11 protein-coding genes are annotated in these 17,185 nt (G+C 71.4%); 8 read left to right on the top strand and 3 right to left on the bottom strand.

Features of this window, described 5'->3' with window-relative positions; translation table 11 throughout:
• Window positions 1-76 precede the first annotated feature (76 nt).
• From ABZ078_RS36620 to ABZ078_RS36605, 4 genes are read left to right on the top strand one after another with little or no spacing between them, the layout of a single operon-like run.
• Window positions 77-2,302 carry a 1,4-beta-glucanase gene (locus ABZ078_RS36620; protein WP_356582647.1) on the top strand — a complete coding sequence of 742 codons (2,226 nt, stop codon included), beginning with the start codon at window positions 77-79 and terminating at the stop codon, window positions 2,300-2,302.
• Window positions 2,302-4,284, top strand: coding sequence for a beta-galactosidase (locus tag ABZ078_RS36615; RefSeq protein ID WP_356582645.1), 1,983 nt, complete (start codon window positions 2,302-2,304; stop codon window positions 4,282-4,284). The genes ABZ078_RS36620 and ABZ078_RS36615 overlap by 1 nt, the downstream gene beginning before the upstream one ends.
• Window positions 4,281-6,485, top strand: coding sequence for a glycoside hydrolase N-terminal domain-containing protein (locus ABZ078_RS36610; RefSeq protein WP_356582643.1), 2,205 nt, complete (start codon window positions 4,281-4,283; stop codon window positions 6,483-6,485). The genes ABZ078_RS36615 and ABZ078_RS36610 overlap by 4 nt, the downstream gene beginning before the upstream one ends.
• Before the next feature lie 34 nt (window positions 6,486-6,519).
• Complete coding sequence (locus ABZ078_RS36605; RefSeq protein ID WP_356582641.1) at window positions 6,520-7,248, top strand: hypothetical protein; 729 nt, start codon at window positions 6,520-6,522, stop codon at window positions 7,246-7,248.
• 32 nt (window positions 7,249-7,280) lie between these two features.
• Here ABZ078_RS36605 and ABZ078_RS36600 read toward each other — a convergent pair whose 3' ends face one another.
• The 3 genes from ABZ078_RS36600 to ABZ078_RS36590 all read right to left on the bottom strand — a co-directional run bounded on the left by ABZ078_RS36600 (window position 7,281) and on the right by ABZ078_RS36590 (window position 11,709).
• Window positions 7,281-8,468 carry a sulfotransferase gene (locus tag ABZ078_RS36600; RefSeq protein WP_356582639.1) on the bottom strand — a complete coding sequence of 396 codons (1,188 nt, stop codon included), beginning with the start codon at window positions 8,466-8,468 and terminating at the stop codon, window positions 7,281-7,283.
• A gap of 105 nt (window positions 8,469-8,573) precedes the next feature.
• Complete coding sequence (locus ABZ078_RS36595) at window positions 8,574-10,625, bottom strand: glycoside hydrolase family 31 protein (RefSeq protein WP_356582637.1); 2,052 nt, start codon at window positions 10,623-10,625, stop codon at window positions 8,574-8,576.
• 70 nt (window positions 10,626-10,695) lie between these two features.
• Entirely contained in the window at window positions 10,696-11,709 is a 1,014-nt protein-coding gene (locus ABZ078_RS36590; RefSeq protein ID WP_356582635.1) for a LacI family DNA-binding transcriptional regulator, read from the bottom strand.
• A gap of 389 nt (window positions 11,710-12,098) precedes the next feature.
• Here ABZ078_RS36590 and ABZ078_RS36585 point away from each other — a divergent pair, with 389 nt between their 5' ends.
• From ABZ078_RS36585 to ABZ078_RS36570, 4 genes are all read left to right on the top strand, one after another.
• Window positions 12,099-14,045, top strand: a complete 1,947-nt coding sequence (locus ABZ078_RS36585; RefSeq protein WP_356582633.1) for an acyl-CoA dehydrogenase family protein — start codon at window positions 12,099-12,101, stop codon at window positions 14,043-14,045.
• 105 nt (window positions 14,046-14,150) lie between these two features.
• A complete protein-coding gene (gene dxr / locus ABZ078_RS36580; RefSeq protein ID WP_356582631.1) occupies window positions 14,151-15,407 on the top strand; it encodes a 1-deoxy-D-xylulose-5-phosphate reductoisomerase in 1,257 nt (418 codons plus the stop codon).
• Between the two features lie 8 nt (window positions 15,408-15,415).
• Window positions 15,416-16,708, top strand: a complete 1,293-nt coding sequence (locus ABZ078_RS36575) for a site-2 protease family protein (RefSeq protein ID WP_356582683.1) — start codon at window positions 15,416-15,418, stop codon at window positions 16,706-16,708.
• A gap of 169 nt (window positions 16,709-16,877) precedes the next feature.
• A partial coding sequence (locus ABZ078_RS36570; protein ID WP_356582629.1) for a flavodoxin-dependent (E)-4-hydroxy-3-methylbut-2-enyl-diphosphate synthase occupies window positions 16,878-17,185 on the top strand: 308 nt, incomplete at its 3' end.

The raw sequence follows: 17,185 nt of genomic DNA, 5'->3' as shown, positions 1-17,185 counted from the left end.
TCGGCCCATCGAAGCCGCTCCGCGCCCCTTCGGGGCGCTTCCCCCCCTTCCTTTTCAGAACGACGAGGTATGTGTCATGCACGCGTCCCGCCTTAGCAGACGTGCCGTTCTCGCCGGTACCGCGGCCGCCGCCGCGCTCACCACCGCTCCGCTCCTGACGGGACGCGCCCACGCCGCCGCGCCGGCGGCCGCCGCCGCGGGGACCGCCTACCGCTGGCGCAACGCCGTCATGGGCGGCACCGGATTCATCACCGGGGTTCTCTTCCACCCCTCCGTGCGCGGCCTCGCCTACGCCCGGACCGACATCGGCGGTGCCTACCGCTGGGACGACCGGACCGACCGGTGGATCCCGCTGACCGACCACATCGGCTGGGACGACTGGAACCTGCTCGGCGCCGAGGCCATGGCCGTCGACCCGGCCCACCCGAACCGGCTGTACCTGGCCCTCGGCACCTACGCGCAGTCCTGGGCCGGCAACGGGGCCGTGCTGCGGTCCGAGGACCGTGGGGCGACCTGGAAGCGCACCGACCTCACCGTGAAGCTCGGCGCCAACGAGGACGGGCGCGGATGCGGTGAGCGGCTGCTCGTCGACCCGCGGGACAGCGACACCCTGTGGCTCGGCACCCGGCACGACGGACTGCTCAAGTCGACCGACCGGGGCGCCACTTGGCGGGCAGCGAGCTTCCCGGCCACGCCCGGCGCCACCGGCCAGGGCATCACCCTCCTCGTCGCCGCCGGCCGCACCGTCTACGCCGGCTGGGGTGACTCCGACGGCACGGCCGGCAAGCCCAACCTGTACCGCACGTCCGACGGAACGACCTGGGAGCCCGTCCCCGGGCAGCCCACCGGCACCGCCGCCAAGGTGCCGATCCGCGCCGCGTACGACAGGCACACGCGCGAGCTGTACGTGACGTACGCCAACGCGCCCGGACCCAACGGCCAGTCGAACGGCAGCGTGCACAAGCTGCGCACCACCAACGGGAAGTGGAGCGACGTCACCCCCGTGAAGCCCGGCGGCACCACGGCCGACGGGTCCGCCGACAACTTCGGCTACGGCGGCGTCGCCGTCGACGCCCGCCGCCCCGGCACGCTCGTCGTCTCCACGAACAACCGCTGGGCCGACATCGACACCGTCTTCCGCTCCACGAACGGCGGCCGCACCTGGACCTCCCTGAAGGACACGGCCGTCTTCGACGTCTCCGAGACCCCCTACCTCAAGTGGGGCGGCGACAAGCCCAAGTTCGGCTGGTGGATCCAGGCCGTCGCGCTCGACCCGTACGACTCCGAGCACGTCGTCTACGGCACCGGCGCGACCCTCTACGGCACCCGCGACCTCAAGCACTGGGCCCCGCAGATCCGCGGCCTGGAGGAGGCGTCCGTCGTCCAGCTGCTCTCGCCGCCGGCCGGCGAGGCGCACCTGATCAGCGGCTCCCGGGACATCGGCGTGCTGTACCACGAACGGCTCACCGCGTCCCCGTCGCGCGGCATGGCCACGAACCCCGTGTTCGGATCGGCCACCGGTCTCGCGCAGGCCGCCGCCAAGCCGTCGTACGTCGTGCGCACCGGCTGGGGCGACCACGGCAACGGCGCCTACTCGAACGACGGCGGGAAGACCTGGGCGCCCTTCAAGGCGCAGCCCGCCCTCGCCAAGGACGCGCCCGGACCGATCGTCACCAACGCCGACGGCAGCGTGCTGCTGTGGTCCTTCGCGCACTGGGACGGCACCCTGTACCCGGCCTACCGCTCGGCGGACAACGGCGCCACCTGGTCCGAGGTCACCGCCCTGCCGAAGGGCGCCGTCCTGGTCGCGGACCCGGTCGACCCGAAGCGGTTCTACGCCTTCGACACCGCCACGGGCACGCTGCACGCCAGCACCGACGGCGGCCTGACCTTCGCCGCCCGGGCCACCGGACTGAAGTCGGGCGACAAGGAGTTCCAGCTCACCGCAGCCCCGGGCCGCTCCGGCGACCTGTGGCTGAGCACCAAGTGGAACGGGCTGTACCGCTCGACCGACGGCGGCGCGACCTTCACCAAGGTCCCCAGTTGCTGGGCGTCGTACACGCTCGGCTTCGGCAAGGCCGCCGAGGGCGCCTCCTACCCGGCGATCTACATGGTCGGCTCCACCGAGGCCATCACCGCCGTGTACCGCTCGGACGACGAGGCCAGGACCTGGGTGCGGATCAACGACGACCAGCACCAGTGGGGCTGGATCGGCGCGGCCGTCACCGGTGACCCGCGCGTGTACGGCCGGGTCTACATCGCCACCAACGGGCGCGGCGTGCAGTACGGGGAGCCCGCCTGATGCCGGAACGAAAAGGGCCTGACCTGAGCGACGCCACCCGGGGCCGTCTCCTCTTCGGCGGCGACTACAACCCGGAGCAGTGGCCGCAGGAGACCTGGCACGAGGACGTCCGGCTGATGAAGGCGGCCGGCGTCAACTCGGTCACCCTCGGTGTCTTCTCCTGGTCGAAGCTGGAACCGGAGCCGGGCGCCCGGGAGTTCGGCTGGCTGGACACGCTGATGGACCTGATGCGGGACAACGGCATCGGCGTCGTCCTCGCCACCCCCACCTCCGCACCCCCGCCCTGGATGGGCCGGCTGCACCCCGACACCCTGCCCGTCACCGAGGAGGGCCGCACCGAGTGGTGGGGCGGCCGGCAGCACTTCTCGCACTCCAGCGCCACCTACCGGCGCTACGCCGCCGCCATCACCGAGGACCTGGCCGCACGCTACGGCGGCCACCCGGCCCTGACGATGTGGCACATCAACAACGAGTACTGCACCTTCGACTACGGCGACGAGGCCGCGGCCGCCTTCCGCCGCTGGCTGCACGAGAAGTACGGCACGCTCGACGCGCTCAACACCGCCTGGGGCACCGCCTTCTGGAGCCAGGGCTACGACACCTGGGACGGCATCCTGCCGCCCCGCCTGCCGCACTACATGCGCAACCCCACCCAGGTCCTGGACTTCCGGCGCTTCACCTCCGACATGCTCCTGGAGTGCTACGTCGCCGAGCGGGACATCGTCCGGCGGCACACCCCGCACCTGCCGGTCACCAGCAACTTCATGCCGCTGTGGTTCGGACAGGACGCGTGGCGCTGGGCCGCGGAGGAGGACGTCGTCTCCGTCGACCTCTACCCGGACCCGCGCGACCCGCTCGGCGCCCAGAACGGCGCGCTCGTCCAGGACATGACCCGCTCCCAGGCACGCGGGCCGTGGATGCTCATGGAGCAGGCGGCCGGACCGGTCAACTGGCGGGGCGTCAACCACCCCAAACCCCGGGGCCTCAACCGGCTGTGGTCCCTCCAGGCCGTGGCCCGGGGCGCCGACGCCGTCTGCTACTTCCAGTGGCGGCAGTCCCGGCAGGGCGCGGAGAAGTTCCACTCCGGCATGGTCAGCCACGCGGGGGCGGAGGGCCGTACGTACCAGGAGGTCAAGCAGCTCGGCGCGGACCTCGCCCGGATCGCCCCGGAGGTGTCCGGCCGGCACGGCACCGCCGACGTCGCCGTCCTGCACGACTGGCACTCCTGGTGGGCCGGCGCCCAGGACGGCCGCCTGTCCCACCAGGTCGACTACGCCGACGTGCTCCGGGCGTGGCACCGGGCTCTGTGGCAGGCCCACCTCACCACCGACTTCGCCCACCCCGAGCACGACCTGTCCGGCTACCGGCTCGTCGTCGTACCCCAGCTCTACCTGCTCACAGACGCGGCCGTCGAGAACCTCCTCGCCCACGTCCGCCGGGGCGGCACCCTCGTCTGCGGCTTCCAGACCGGCGTCGCCGACGAGGACGACCGCGTGCGCCCCGGCGGTATGGACGCCCGGCTGCGCGAGCTGTTCGGCATCCGCACGCTGCACGAGTGGTGGCCGCTGGACGCGGGGGAGAGCGTCTCCTGCGAGGGCTTCCAGGGGTCCTTGTGGTCCGAGGAGCTGGAGGCCGACGGCACCGCCGCCGAGACCGTGCCGTACAAGGGCGGCGAGCTCGACGGACTGCCCGCCGTGCTGCGCAAGGGCCGGGCCTGGTACGTCTCCACGCTCCCGGAGCCCGAGGCGCTGCGGGAGCTGCTGGCCCGGATCGCCGACGGCGCGGGCGTCCGGCCGGTGCTCGACGGCCTGCCGGAGCAGGTCGAGGCCGTACGCCGGGGCGAGGCGCTGTTCGTGCTCAACCACGGCCGTGAGCCGGTGACCGTCGAGGTGCCCGGCATCCACCACGACCTGCTGACGGGGACGTCCGTCACCGACCGGGTCACCCTCGGCCGCTACGGCGCGGCGGTGCTCCGGCCATGACCGCGATCACCGGTCCCGTCCACGGCACCTGGGAGCCGCACCCGGCCGCCCGCTGGGAGGACGCCTTCCTGAGCGGCAACGGCCATCACGGCGCCCTTGTGTTCGGCGACCCGAACGACGAGCGGGTCGTCGTCACGCATCACACCCTGGTACGGCCGAGCGGTGACGCCCCCGAGCACCGCCGGCCGCCCCGGCTCGCCGCCGATCTGCCCGCACTCCAGGACCGCCTCCTGGCAGGCGACCGCACCGCCGCGGAGAGCTTCACCGACGGCCGTCCGCACCAGTCGGTGCAGCCCTTCCACCCCGCCTTCCAGGTCCGGCTGGTCCGGCCCGCCGACGACTGCCACGACTACCGCCGCGACGTCGACTTCACGACGGGCGTCGTGCGCGCGACCTGCGCCGGCTGGACCGGCCGGGTCTTCGTCTCCCGCGCCGACGACGTGATCGTCCAGCAGATCACGTCCCCCGGTCTCACCCTCGACGTCTCCCTGGACCACCGTCTCCCCGGCGCCCCGGCTGCACTGGGCGTCGGTCACGGTGCCGTCGTCACCCCCGAGGGCGCCCTGCTCAGCCTGCGCGCCCGCTATCCGGAGAGCGACCGCGCCTTCACCGGCGTCACCCTGGTCGCCGTCACCGGCGGCACGACGACCCTCGCCCCGCCGTGCGCGCACGTCGAGGGAGCCCGGTCCGTGCTGCTCCTCACCCGGGTCCGGCGGCACACCGGCGAACTCGACGTGATCGCGGAGGGCCGCGCCCTGCGCGACCTGCCCATGGACTACGACGAGCTCCTCGAACGCCACGTCGCCCGCCACCGCACCGCCTACGCGCGCGTCACCCTCGATCTCGCCGCCGCCCCGGCCGAACGCGCCCTGTCCGGCTCGGAGCTGCTGAAGCGGCCACGTGCCGCCGCCCTGCTGGAGCGGCTGTTCGCGGCCGGCCGCTACCACCTGCTGTCCTCCGGCGGCCTCTTCCCGCCCCGCCTGACCGGCCTGTGGACCGGCGACTGGAACACGGCCTGGTCGGGGGCGTTCACCAACGACGCCAACCTCAACCTCCAGACCGCCTGCGCCGCGGCCGCCGCCCTCCCCGAGGTCACCGAGGCCCACGCCGCGCTGATCCACCGCCAGCTGCCCGACTGGCGCGACAACGCCCGCGCGATCTTCGGCACCCGGGGCGTGGTCGCGCCCGCCCACACCGACGGCGAGTCGGGCCACGCGTACCACTTCCGCCGCGAGTACCCCCTGCACCTGTGGACCGCGGGGGCCGACTGGCTGCTCAAGCCGCTCGTCGACCACGACGACACCCACGGCACGCGTGACCCGCGCACCGCGGCCGCCCTCGCCGAAGTCGCCCTGTTCTACGAGGACTTCCTCACCCGCACCGACGACGACGGCCACCTCGTCGTCGTCCCCTCCTACTCACCGGAGAACCGCCCCGCGAACGCGAGCTGGGGCACGATCAACGCCGCCATGGACCTCTCGGCGGCCCGCCACGCCCTGCGCACGGCGGCCGACTACCACCCGGACACCCCGGACGCCGACCGCTGGCACGCCCTGGCCGACCGGCTCCCGCCGCACCGGATCAACGAGGACGGGGCGCTGGCGGAATGGGCCTGGCCGGGCCTGGCGGACTCCTACGACCACCGCCACCTCAGCCACCTCTACGGCGTCTGGCCGCTCGACGAGATCACCGCCTACGACACCCCCGAACTCGCGGCCGCCGCCCACCGCGCCCTCGAACTGCGCGGCGCCGAGAACGACTCCGCGCACGGCCACCTCCACCACGCGCTCGTCGCGGCCCGGCTCAGGGACGGCGAACGCCTCGCCCACGCCCTCGGCCAGGTCCTGGACGGCGACTTCTTCCACGCCTCCCTGATGAGCGCCCACTACCCGAACCGCGACGTCTACAACGCCGACGCCGCGCACACCCTGCCCGCCGTACTGATCGAGATGCTCGTGCAGTCGACACCGGACCGGCTGGTCCTGCTGCCCGCGCTGCCGACGGCGTACCCGAGCGGCGAACTGCGCGGTGTGCGCACCCGGTTCGGTGCCCGGATCGACCTCACCTGGACGCGGGACGGCGTCACCGCCGTCATCCGACCGAGCCGCACCCACCGCGTCGAACTCCGCACTTCATCCGGCACGCGATCCCTCCACCTGGTCGCCGGAGAAGACCACGTCCTCACCTTGAGGGCGTGGTAGTTCCCCCATCCCCCCACCCCATGGAAGGGACACCATGGCATCACGCACGCTGAGCAGACTCACCAAGGCCCTGCTGGCCCCCGCCCTGGCGCTCGGCGCCACCATCGGCCTCGCCTCCGCCCCCGCCTCCGCCGCCGTCTGGAACTCCTGCGCCCAGTGGGGCAACACCAGCCTGAACGGCTACCAGCTCTACAACAACATCTGGGGCAAGGGCGCCGGCAGCCAGTGCATCTGGGCCAACTCCGGCACCAACTGGGGAGTCTGGGCCGACCACCCCAACACCGGCGGCATCAAGTCCTACCCGAACGCCAAGAAGGTGGTGAACAAGCGCATCACCTCGCTCGGCTCGCTCAACAGCAGCTACAACGTCACCGTCCCGTCCTCGGGTGCGTACAACACGTCGTACGACATCTGGGACTCGGACCACGACTACGAGGTCATGCTGTGGATGAACTACAACGGCGACGTCGGCGCGCTCGGCAGCTACCAGGGCAACGCCACGCTCGGCGGTCACAACTGGAACGTCTACAAGGGCCGGATCACCCGCGAGGACGGCACCTACTGGGACGTCTTCTCGTTCCTGCGCACCTCGGACTCCACCTCCGGCAACGTGCAGATCCTGCCGATCCTGAAGTGGATCAAGGACACCAAGCGCTGGTGGGGCGACGAGGTCATCGGTGACGTCCAGTTCGGCTTCGAGGTCACCTCGTCCGCGGGCGGGCTGAACTTCCAGACCAACAGCATGTCGATCACCAGCAGCTGATCCCGTGCCAGGGCCGGGGCCGGTCCGTGCCGTCAGGCGCGGTCGACCTCGGCCCGCAGCGCGTTGTAGTCCGCGAAGGCGGACTCCACGTCGGCGCGGCTCAGCCCGTAGCGGGCCAGGTCATAGGTGTGCCGCCGGGTGCCCTTCGGGCGGGCCACGACCCCGGGGAGTCGGGCGGCGTCGGACCCGGTCCAGCGGGCGCCGACGGCGTCGTACAGCTTGGGGGCGCCCGTCGCCGGATCGGAGCCGAGCCAGGAGTACGGCACGTCCACCAGGTGCCGCGCGGGGATGGCGGCGCGGGCCGCGAGGCCGCGCGTCATGGCACGGCTCAGCAGTTCGAGCCAGGTGGTGCCGATGCCGGGCAGGTCGAGGGGGCGGGAGCTGACCATCATGCCGTGCTCGATCAGGCTGCAGAAGGACGCGACGGCGGTGACCGGATCCCGGTGGCACCACACGATCGTGGCGTCCGGGAACACGGTGCGCAGGGCGTCCAGGTTCTCCAGGTGCATCGGGGACTTCAGCATCCAGCGGCGGCGCGGGCGGCCGTACTGGAGCACCTGGTAGACCTGCTTGAGGTACCGGTAGTCGGGGACGAAGTCCCGCTCGCAGTGCCAGTCCCGGTACTCGGGGATGCGGGCCTGGGAGAACGGCATCAGGGCGTGCGGGAGCGCGAACGTGCACTCCTCCGGGCCCTCGGCCACCATCGCGTGGATGTCGCGGAAGCGCGGCGTGAAGAGGTTGGTGCCCTGGACCAGCCGGCGCCCGGTCGTGATCGCCTGCCGCCGCTGCCGGGGCGGCAACTCAAGGTCCGGCGTGAGCAGTTCCCACAGCCGCGGGCAGCGGTGCTCGGCCGAGAGGGACAGGACGGCGTGCGTGACGGTGGTCGCGGTGCGCGGCAGTCCCACGACGAACACCGGGTTCTCGATCGGCTCCCGCTCGATCTGCGGATGCTCGGCGATCAGCCGTCGGACACGGGCCCGGTTGGTGAGATGCCGGCGCACATGCGCCTGCGCCGACTGCCAGCCGACCGGGGTGATCCGGTCGGCCTTCGCCCACCAGCGCAGCAGGGACCGGAAGTCGTCGACGAACTGCCGGTCACCGGGCGCCTGCCCGGCTGCCGCGGCGATCCGGTCGAAGACCCGGTCGGGATCGCGACGGGAGCCGAAGCCGGGACGCAGCAGCAGGTCGGCGAGCGCGAGGGCGAGCTGAGACGAGGACACGCAGGGAACCTACCTTCCCGAACTGATCGGCGCCGTACCGAAGTTGGCCGAAGATGCGAGGGGTGGCCGGAAGACCTCCACCGTCCGGCCACCCCTCAGACGCGGCTACTCCGCTACAGGCAGCCGCGCCCCGTCCCGCAGGAACAGCGGGATGCGGTCCAGCGGGGCGTCGACCGTCACGGTCGCACCGCCCCGGTACGTCTCACCGGTCCACGCGTCCGTCCAGCTCGCGCCCGCCGGGAGATACGTCGTGCGGGCCGTGGCGCCCGCCGTCAGCACCGGCGCGACCAGCAGGTCCCGGCCGAAGAGGTAGGCGTCGTCGACCGACCAGGCCGCCTGGTCCCGCGGGAACTCCAGGAACAGCGGCCGCATCACCGGCAGCCCCTCCTCGTGCGCCTCCCGCATGACCTTCAGGACGTACGGCTTCAGGCGCTCCCGCAGCCGCAGGTACTTCTCCAGGATCACGCCGGCCTCCTCGCCGTACGACCACACCTCGTTCGGGCCGCCGGTCATGTCCGGGCCGAGCGGCATGCCGGGGTCGCGGAAGCCGTGCAGACGCATCAGCGGGGACAGCGCGCCGAACTGGAACCAGCGGACCATCACCTCGCGGTACGCCGGGTCGTCCGGGTCGCCGCCGTGGAAGCCGCCGATGTCGGTGTTCCACCACGGGATGCCGGACAGCGCCGTGTTGAGGCCGGCCGCGATCTGGCGGCGCAGCGTCGGGAAGTCGGTGCCGATGTCGCCGGACCACAGGGCGGCGCCGTAGCGCTGACTGCCCGCCCAGGCCGAGCGGTTGAGGGTGATGACCTCGTCCTCGCCGGAGTCGAGGAGTCCCTCGTAGAAGGTGCGGGCGTTCTCGGCCGGATAGGCGTTGCCGACCTCCAGGCCCGGACCCGCCCAGTACCGCAGGTTCTCCTGGAAGCCCGGCTTCAGCTCCGGTTCGCAGGCGTCCAGCCAGAAGGCGGTGATGCCGTACGGGTCGAGGTAGTTCTCCTTGACCTTCGACCACACGAACTCCCGGGCCTCGGGGTTCGTGGCGTCGTAGAAGGCCACCTGGACCGTCGAGGCCACCTCCTTGTCGGGCCAGTCGGCGTGCGCCATCGGGCCGTACTGGGTGCCGATGAAGTAGCCGCGCTGCTCCATGACCGGGTGGTTCTCGGAGAGGGGGGACACGGACGGCCAGACGCTGACCACCAGCTTGATGCCGAGCTCGTCCAGCTCGCGCACCATCGCCGCCGGGTCCGGCCACTCCTTCGGGTCGAACTTCCACTCGCCGAGATGGGTCCAGTGGAAGAAGTCGCAGACGATCGCGGAGATGGGCAGGCCGCGCCGCTTGTACTCCCGGGCCACCGCGAGCAGTTCGTCCTGGGTGCGGTAGCGCAGCTTGCACTGCCAGAAGCCCGCCGCCCACTTGGGCAGCATCGGCGTACGGCCCGTCACCGCGCTGTAGCGGCGCTGGCCGTCGGCCGGGGTGCCCGCGGTGATCCAGTAGTCGATCTGGCGGGCCGAGTCGGCGACCCACCGGGTGCCGTTGTGCGCGAGCTCCACGCGGCCGATCGCCGGGTTGTTCCACAGCAGCGTGTAGCCGCGGCTGGAGGCGAGGACCGGGATGCCGACCTCGGCGTTGCGCTGGACCAGGTCGAGGACCAGGCCCTTCTGGTCGAGCCGGCCGTGCTGGTGCTGGCCGAGGCCGTACAGCTTCTCGTCGTCGTAGGCGGCGAAGCGCTGCTCCAGGCGGTGGTGGCCGTTGCCGACGGCGGTGTAGAGGCGTGAGCCCGGCCACCAGAAGTGGGCGCGCTCCTCGGCGAGGATCTCGCCGCCGTCCTCGGTGCGCAGGAAGCGGATCAGGCCCTCGGCGGTGACCTCGACGGTCAGCGCGCCGACGGTCAGCGTGCCCTGCCCGTTCTCGGTCTTGACCGTGCTCTCGGTGGCCGGGGCGTCCTCCAGGAGCGCGCCCGGCAGCCCGTCGAGCACCGGGCCGCCGAGCCGCGCCCGGACCCGGACCGCGTCCGGCCCCCACGGTTCGATCCGTACGGTCTCCTGGCGGCCGCTCCACTCCAGCGCGCCGTCCCGCTCACGGAACGTGCCGATGGTGGGGGAGGACTGCGCGAGGCTGACAGCGCCTTGCTGCGGCTGGTTTTCGGCAGGCTGAGTCACGTGAGGTGCTCCTGAAGGGAGTGCAGACAAGGGGGTGCCCCAGGGGGGCGACACGTGGCGGAAGGGCTCGTCAGGACGTGGCCGGCGCCGGGCCCGTGCTCGCCCGGACCGTCAACTCGGGGGCGATCAGCACCACTTCGTCGCTCCCGCGCCCGCCGAGCTTGGCGACCAGCTGTTCCACTGCGTGCCGGCCCATCTCCTGCGCGGGGATGGACACGGACGTCAGCCGCACCGAGGCTTGCGTGGCGACCTGGTCGGGGCAGATGGCGACCACCGACACGTCCTCGGGCACGGCACGGCCCTGCTGGCGCAGCAGGGCGAGCAGCGGTTCGACCGCCGACTCGTTCTGCACGACGAACCCCGTGGTGCTCGGGCGCTCGTCGAAGATCCGGGCGAGGGTGACGGCCATCGCGTCGTACCCGCCCTCGCACGGCCGGTGCAGCAGCCGCATCCCCAACTCCTGGGCGCGCAGTCTGAGTCCGTCGAGCGTGCGCTCGGCGAAACCGGTGTGCCGCTCGTAGACGGCCGGGGCCTCTCCTATGACAGCGATGTCGCGGTGCCCGAGCATCGCCAGGTGCTCCACGCACAGCGTGCCGGTCGCCTTGAAGTCCAGGTCGACGCAGGTCAGCCCGGTCGTGTCGGCGGGCAGTCCGATCAGCACGGACGGCTGGTGGGTGCCGCGCAGCAGCGGCAGCCGCTCGTCGTCCAACTGGACGTCCATCAGGATCATCGCGTCGGCGAGCCCGCTGCCGGTGACCCGGCGCACCGCGTCGGGACCCTCCTCGCCGGTCAGCAGCAGGACGTCGTAGCCGTGCGTACGGGCGGTGGTCGCCACCGCGATGGCGATCTCCATCATCACCGGCACGTACATGTCGGTGCGCAGCGGGATCATCAGCGCGATGATGTTCGACCTGCTGCTGGCCAGGGCGCGGGCACCCGCGTTCGGGTGGTAGCCCAGTTCACGGATGCTCTGCTCGACCCGCTGCCGGGTGGTCGCGGAGATGGACCGCTTGCCGCTGAGGACATAGCTCACCGTGCTCGCCGAGACTCCGGCGTGCTGGGCGACCTCGGCGAGGGTGACCATCCAGCTCTCCAAGCTTTGTGAAGCGCTTCGACAGTGCGCGGTTTGAATAGGGGCGGGTGTGAGGGTGGTTCGACAGTAGCTCCACCGGGAGTGGGTGTCCATAGGTTGTCGAAGCGCTTCGACTCCGAGTTGCCCGGAGGTGCCGGACCGGCACCTCGCCAGTGTCGCGCCGGTCCCTGCCTACCGTCCCCGCCGACCCGGCGGCAACCTTCCGGCGCCGGGGCGCGCGGGGGTGTGAGCCGCCTGGACACCGGGGCGCACTTCGTCGACATCGGCTGAACGGCCGCACCTGGGGTGGTGGGCCCGCCCGGAATCGGGTACATACGATCGGGTAGCACCCGTCGGTAACCAAACGGCCCAAGCTCCCGATTCGCGACGAGGTGAGCCTCATGTCCGCAGCACCCACGTCCTCCTCCGGACGCCCTACCGTCACCGAACGTGAGGCACGCCAGGTGGCGGAGGAGGCCCGGCTCCAGGAGTGGCGCAAGCCCAGCTTCGCCAAGGAACTGTTCCTCGGCCGCTTCCGCCTCGACCTCATCCACCCCCACCCGATGCCGACCGACATGGCCGCCCAGCGCGGCGAGGAGTTCCTCGCCAAACTGCGCGACTTCGTCGAGACGAAGGTCGACGGCGCCCTGATCGAGCGCGAGGCCCGGATCCCCGACGAGGTGATCGACGGGCTCAAGGAACTCGGCGCCTTCGGCATGAAGATCGACACCAAGTACGGCGGGCTCGGCCTCGGCCAGGTCTACTACAACAAGGCCCTCGCCCTGGCCGGCTCGGCGTCCCCCGCGATCGGCGTCCTGCTCTCGGCCCACCAGTCGATCGGCGTACCCCAGCCGCTCAAGCTGTTCGGCACCCCGGAGCAGAAGGAGCGGTTCCTGCCGCGCTGCGCCCGCACCGACATCAGCGCCTTCCTGCTGACCGAGCCCGACGTGGGCTCCGACCCGGCCCGCCTGGCCACCTCCGCCGTACCGGACGGGGACGACTACGTCCTCGACGGCGTCAAGCTGTGGACGACCAACGGCGTCGTCGCCGACCTGCTCGTCGTCATGGCCCGCGTGCCCAGGTCCGAAGGCCACAAGGGCGGCATCACGGCCTTCGTCGTGGAGACCAACTCGCCCGGCATCACGGTCGAGAACCGCAACGCCTTCATGGGCCTGCGCGGCATCGAGAACGGCGTCACCCGCTTCCACCAGGTCCGCGTCCCCGCCGCCAACCGCATCGGCCCCGAGGGCGCCGGCCTGAAGATCGCGCTCACCACGCTCAACACCGGGCGGCTGTCCCTGCCCGCGTCCTGCGTCGCGGCGGGCAAGTGGTGCCTGAAGATCGCCCGCGAGTGGTCCGCGGCGCGGGAGCAGTGGGGCAAGCCGATCGCCCACCACGAGGCCGTCGGCTCCAAGATCTCCTTCATCGCGGCCACCACCTTCGCCCTGGAGGCCGTGACCGACCTCGCCTCCCAGATGGCCGACGAGGACCGCAACGACATCCGCATCGAGGGCGCCCTCGCCAAGCTCTACGCCTCCGAGATGGCCTGGAAGATCGCCGACGAACTCGTCCAGATCCGCGGCGGCCGCGGCTTCGAGACGGCCGACTCGCTCCGGGCGCGCGGCGAGCGGGGCGTCCCCGCCGAGCAGGTCCTGCGCGATCTGCGCATCAACCGCATCTTCGAGGGCTCGACGGAGATCATGCACCTCCTGATCGCCCGCGAGGCCGTCGACGCCCACCTGTCCGTCGCCGGCGACCTCATCGACCCCGACAAGTCCCTCCAGGACAAGGCGAAGGCGGGCGCGGGCGCCGGCGTCTTCTACGCCAAGTGGCTGCCGAAGCTGGTCGCGGGCCAAGGCCAACTGCCGTACACGTACGGCGAGTTCAAACACCAGGTCGACCTCTCCCCGCATCTGCGCTACGTCGAACGCACCTCCCGCAAGCTCGCCCGCTCCACCTTCTACGGCATGTCCCGCTGGCAGGGCCGCATGGAGACCAAGCAGGGCTTCCTGGGCCGCGTCGTCGACATCGGCGCCGAGCTGTTCGCCATGAGCGCGGTCTGCGTCCGCGCCGAGCACCTGCGCGGTCAGGGCGAGCACGGCCGCGAGGCCTACCAGCTCGCCGACATCTTCTGCCGCCAGGCCCGCCTGCGGGTCGAGGAACTCTTCGGCCGCCTGTGGTCCAACACCGACGACCTCGACCGCAAGGTCGTCAAGGGCGTGATGTCCGGCACCTACGAGTGGCTGGAGCAGGGCATCGTCGACCCGTCGGACGACGGCGGCGTGTGGATCGCGGACGCGACGCCGGGTCCGAGCGAGCGGGAGAACGTGCATCGCCCGATCAGGTGACGACGCCAGGAGAGGTCACTGCTCGCAGTGACCTCTCACCATCCTGTAACCCACCGAGAGGGACACCCTGTCCTCCCCGACAGCCGTTCCGGCCACAATAGGGGGATGAGCGACAGTCCAACCCCCCTCGCCGACCCGCATCTCGTCTACGACCCCGTGGCGGGCGACGGCCCCAAGGACGTGGTGATCCTCGGCTCCACCGGTTCCATCGGCACCCAGGCCATCGACCTCGTGCTGCGCAACCCCGACCGGTTCCGGGTCACCGCCCTGTCCGCCAACGGCGGCCGGGTCGCCCTCCTCGCCGAGCAGGCGTACCGGCTGAAGGCGCGGACCGTCGCCGTCGCCCGCGAGGACGTCGTACCGGCGCTGCGGGAAGCTCTGAGGGCCCAGTACGGCACGGGGGAGCCGCTCCCCGAGATCCTGGCCGGCCCCGACGCCGCCACCCGGATCGCGGCCTCCGACTGCCACACCGTCCTGAACGGCATCACCGGCTCCATCGGCCTCGCCCCGACCCTCGCCGCCCTGGAGGCGGGCCGCACCCTCGCGCTCGCCAACAAGGAGTCGCTCATCGTCGGCGGCCCGCTGGTCAAGGCCCTCGCCAAGCCCGGGCAGATCATCCCGGTGGACTCCGAGCACGCCGCCCTGTTCCAGGCGCTGGCGTCCGGCACGCGCGCGGACGTACGCAAACTCGTCGTCACCGCCTCCGGCGGCCCCTTCCGCGGCCGTACCAAGGAGGAGCTGGCGAACGTCACCGTCGAGGACGCCCTCGCCCACCCCACCTGGGCCATGGGTCCGGTCATCACGATCAACTCCGCCACCCTCGTCAACAAGGGGCTGGAGGTCATCGAGGCACACCTGCTCTACGACATTTCCTTCGACCGCATTGAGGTGGTCGTGCATCCCCAGTCGTATGTTCACTCGATGGTTGAGTTCACCGACGGATCCACGATCGCCCAGGCGACGCCCCCCGACATGCGCGGCCCGATCGCCATCGGCCTCGGCTGGCCGGAGCGCGTCCCCGACGCCGCGCCCACCTTCGACTGGAGCAAGGCGTCGACGTGGGAGTTCTTCCCGCTCGACAACGACGCGTTCCCCTCGGTGAACCTCGCACGCCACGTCGGCGAGCTCGCGGGCACGGCACCGGCGGTGTTCAATGCGGCCAACGAGGAGTGCGTGGAGGCCTTCCGGGCCGGCGCACTGCCGTTCAACGGGATCATGGAGACCGTGACGCGGGTGGTGGAGGAACACGGCACGCCGCGTACGGGAACTTCGCTGACCGTCGCGGACGTCCTCGAAGCGGAGACCTGGGCCCGCAGGCGGGCCCAGGAACTGGCGGTACACACGGCGGAGGCCCGTGCATGACGACCCTGATGTTCATCCTCGGCATAGCGCTGTTCGCGGTCGGGCTGCTGTTCTCGATCGCCTGGCACGAGCTGGGCCACCTGTCCACGGCCAAGCTGTTCGGCATCCGCGTGCCGCAGTACATGGTCGGCTTCGGCCCGACCCTGTGGTCGCGGAAGAAGGGCGAGACCGAGTACGGCATCAAGGCCATCCCGTTCGGCGGCTACATCCGCATGATCGGCATGTTCCCGCCCGGCCCTGACGGCAGGCTGGAGGCCCGCTCCACCTCGCCCTGGCGCGGCATGATCGAGGACGCCCGCTCGGCCGCCTTCGAGGAGCTCAAGCCGGGCGACGAGACCCGCCTCTTCTACACGCGCAAGCCGTGGAAGCGCGTCATCGTGATGTTCGCGGGCCCCTTCATGAACCTCGTCCTCGCGGTGGCCCTGTTCCTCACCGTGCTGATGGGCTTCGGCATCCAGCAGCAGACCACCACCGTCAGCTCGGTCTCCCCGTGCGTCATCGCCCAGACCGAGAACCGCGACGAGTGCAAGGCGTCCGACCCGAAGTCCCCGGCCGAGGCCGCGGGCATGAAGGCCGGCGACAAGATCGTCTCCTTCGCCGGGGTACGGACCGAGGACTGGAACACCCTCTCCGACCTCATCCGCGACAGCGCCGGCAAACAGGTGCCGATCGTCGTCGACCGGGGGGGCCGGGAAGTGACCCTGGAGGCGAAGATCGCCACCAACCGGGTCGTGAAGAAGGACGCCGGCGGCGCCTACGTCGAGGGCGAGTACGTCAAGGCCGGCTTCCTCGGCTTCAGCGCGGCCACCGGCGTCGTCAAACAGGACTTCGGCGACTCGGTGACCTGGATGACCGACCGGGTCGGCGAGGCCGTCGACTCCCTCGTGGCCCTGCCCTCCAAGATCCCCGCGCTGTGGGACGCGGCCTTCGGGGACGGCCCGCGCGAACCGGACTCCCCGATGGGCATCGTCGGCGCGGCACGGGTCAGCGGCGAGATCGCCACCCTCGACATCCCGGCCTCGCAACAGCTGGCCACCTTCGTCTTCCTCCTGGCCGGCTTCAACCTCTCCCTGTTCCTGTTCAACATGCTCCCGCTGCTGCCGCTCGACGGCGGCCATATCGCGGGCGCCCTGTGGGAGTCGCTGCGCCGCAACACGGCGAAGGTGCTGCGCCGCCCGGACCCCGGTCCGTTCGACGTGGCGAAGCTGATGCCGGTGGCGTACGTGGTCGCCGGGGTGTTCATCTGCTTCACGCTGCTGGTGCTGGTCGCGGACGTCGTCAACCCCGTCAGAATCTCCTAGTCATACGGCGTTCGAGGCGGCCCGGGATCCTATGTCCCGGGTCGCCTTCCATTGAGTGGGTTTACGGACCGTGATGTGCTGGGGCCCGCGCCTGTGCCGTAATCTCGAAGCCTGGAGCCCGCTGCTGACGGGACCGGACCTTGATCCACGACTTGGGGTTGCACAGCAGATGACTGCGATTTCTCTCGGCATGCCGTCCGTTCCGACCAAGCTCGCCGAGCGCCGGAAGAGCAGGCAGATCCAGGTCGGCTCCGTGGCGGTCGGCGGGGACGCGCCGGTCTCGGTCCAGTCGATGACGACGACCCGTACGTCGGACATCGGCGCCACCCTCCAGCAGATCGCCGAGCTCACGGCCTCCGGCTGCCAGATCGTCCGGGTCGCCTGCCCCACGCAGGACGACGCCGACGCCCTCTCGACCATCGCCCGCAAGTCCCAGATCCCGGTGATCGCGGACATCCACTTCCAGCCGAAGTACGT

Origin of the sequence: Streptomyces sp. NPDC006385, from assembly GCF_040612485.1 — a bacterium.
In the GTDB taxonomy this organism is placed as follows: domain Bacteria; phylum Actinomycetota; class Actinomycetes; order Streptomycetales; family Streptomycetaceae; genus Streptomyces.
This window is presented reverse-complemented; position numbering and strand designations above follow the sequence as displayed.

Coding starts and splice junctions, on each gene's coding strand:
- ABZ078_RS36615 (WP_356582645.1), top strand. CDS start 2,302: ATGCCGGAACGAAAAGGGCCTGACCTGAGCGACGCCACCCGGGGCCGT.
- ABZ078_RS36590 (WP_356582635.1), bottom strand. CDS start 11,709: ATGGTCACCCTCGCCGAGGTCGCCCAGCACGCCGGAGTCTCGGCGAGC.
- ABZ078_RS36610 (WP_356582643.1), top strand. CDS start 4,281: ATGACCGCGATCACCGGTCCCGTCCACGGCACCTGGGAGCCGCACCCG.
- ABZ078_RS36605 (WP_356582641.1), top strand. CDS start 6,520: ATGGCATCACGCACGCTGAGCAGACTCACCAAGGCCCTGCTGGCCCCC.
- ABZ078_RS36575 (WP_356582683.1), top strand. CDS start 15,416: ATGTTCATCCTCGGCATAGCGCTGTTCGCGGTCGGGCTGCTGTTCTCG.
- dxr (WP_356582631.1), top strand. CDS start 14,151: ATGAGCGACAGTCCAACCCCCCTCGCCGACCCGCATCTCGTCTACGAC.
- ABZ078_RS36585 (WP_356582633.1), top strand. CDS start 12,099: ATGTCCGCAGCACCCACGTCCTCCTCCGGACGCCCTACCGTCACCGAA.
- ABZ078_RS36620 (WP_356582647.1), top strand. CDS start 77: ATGCACGCGTCCCGCCTTAGCAGACGTGCCGTTCTCGCCGGTACCGCG.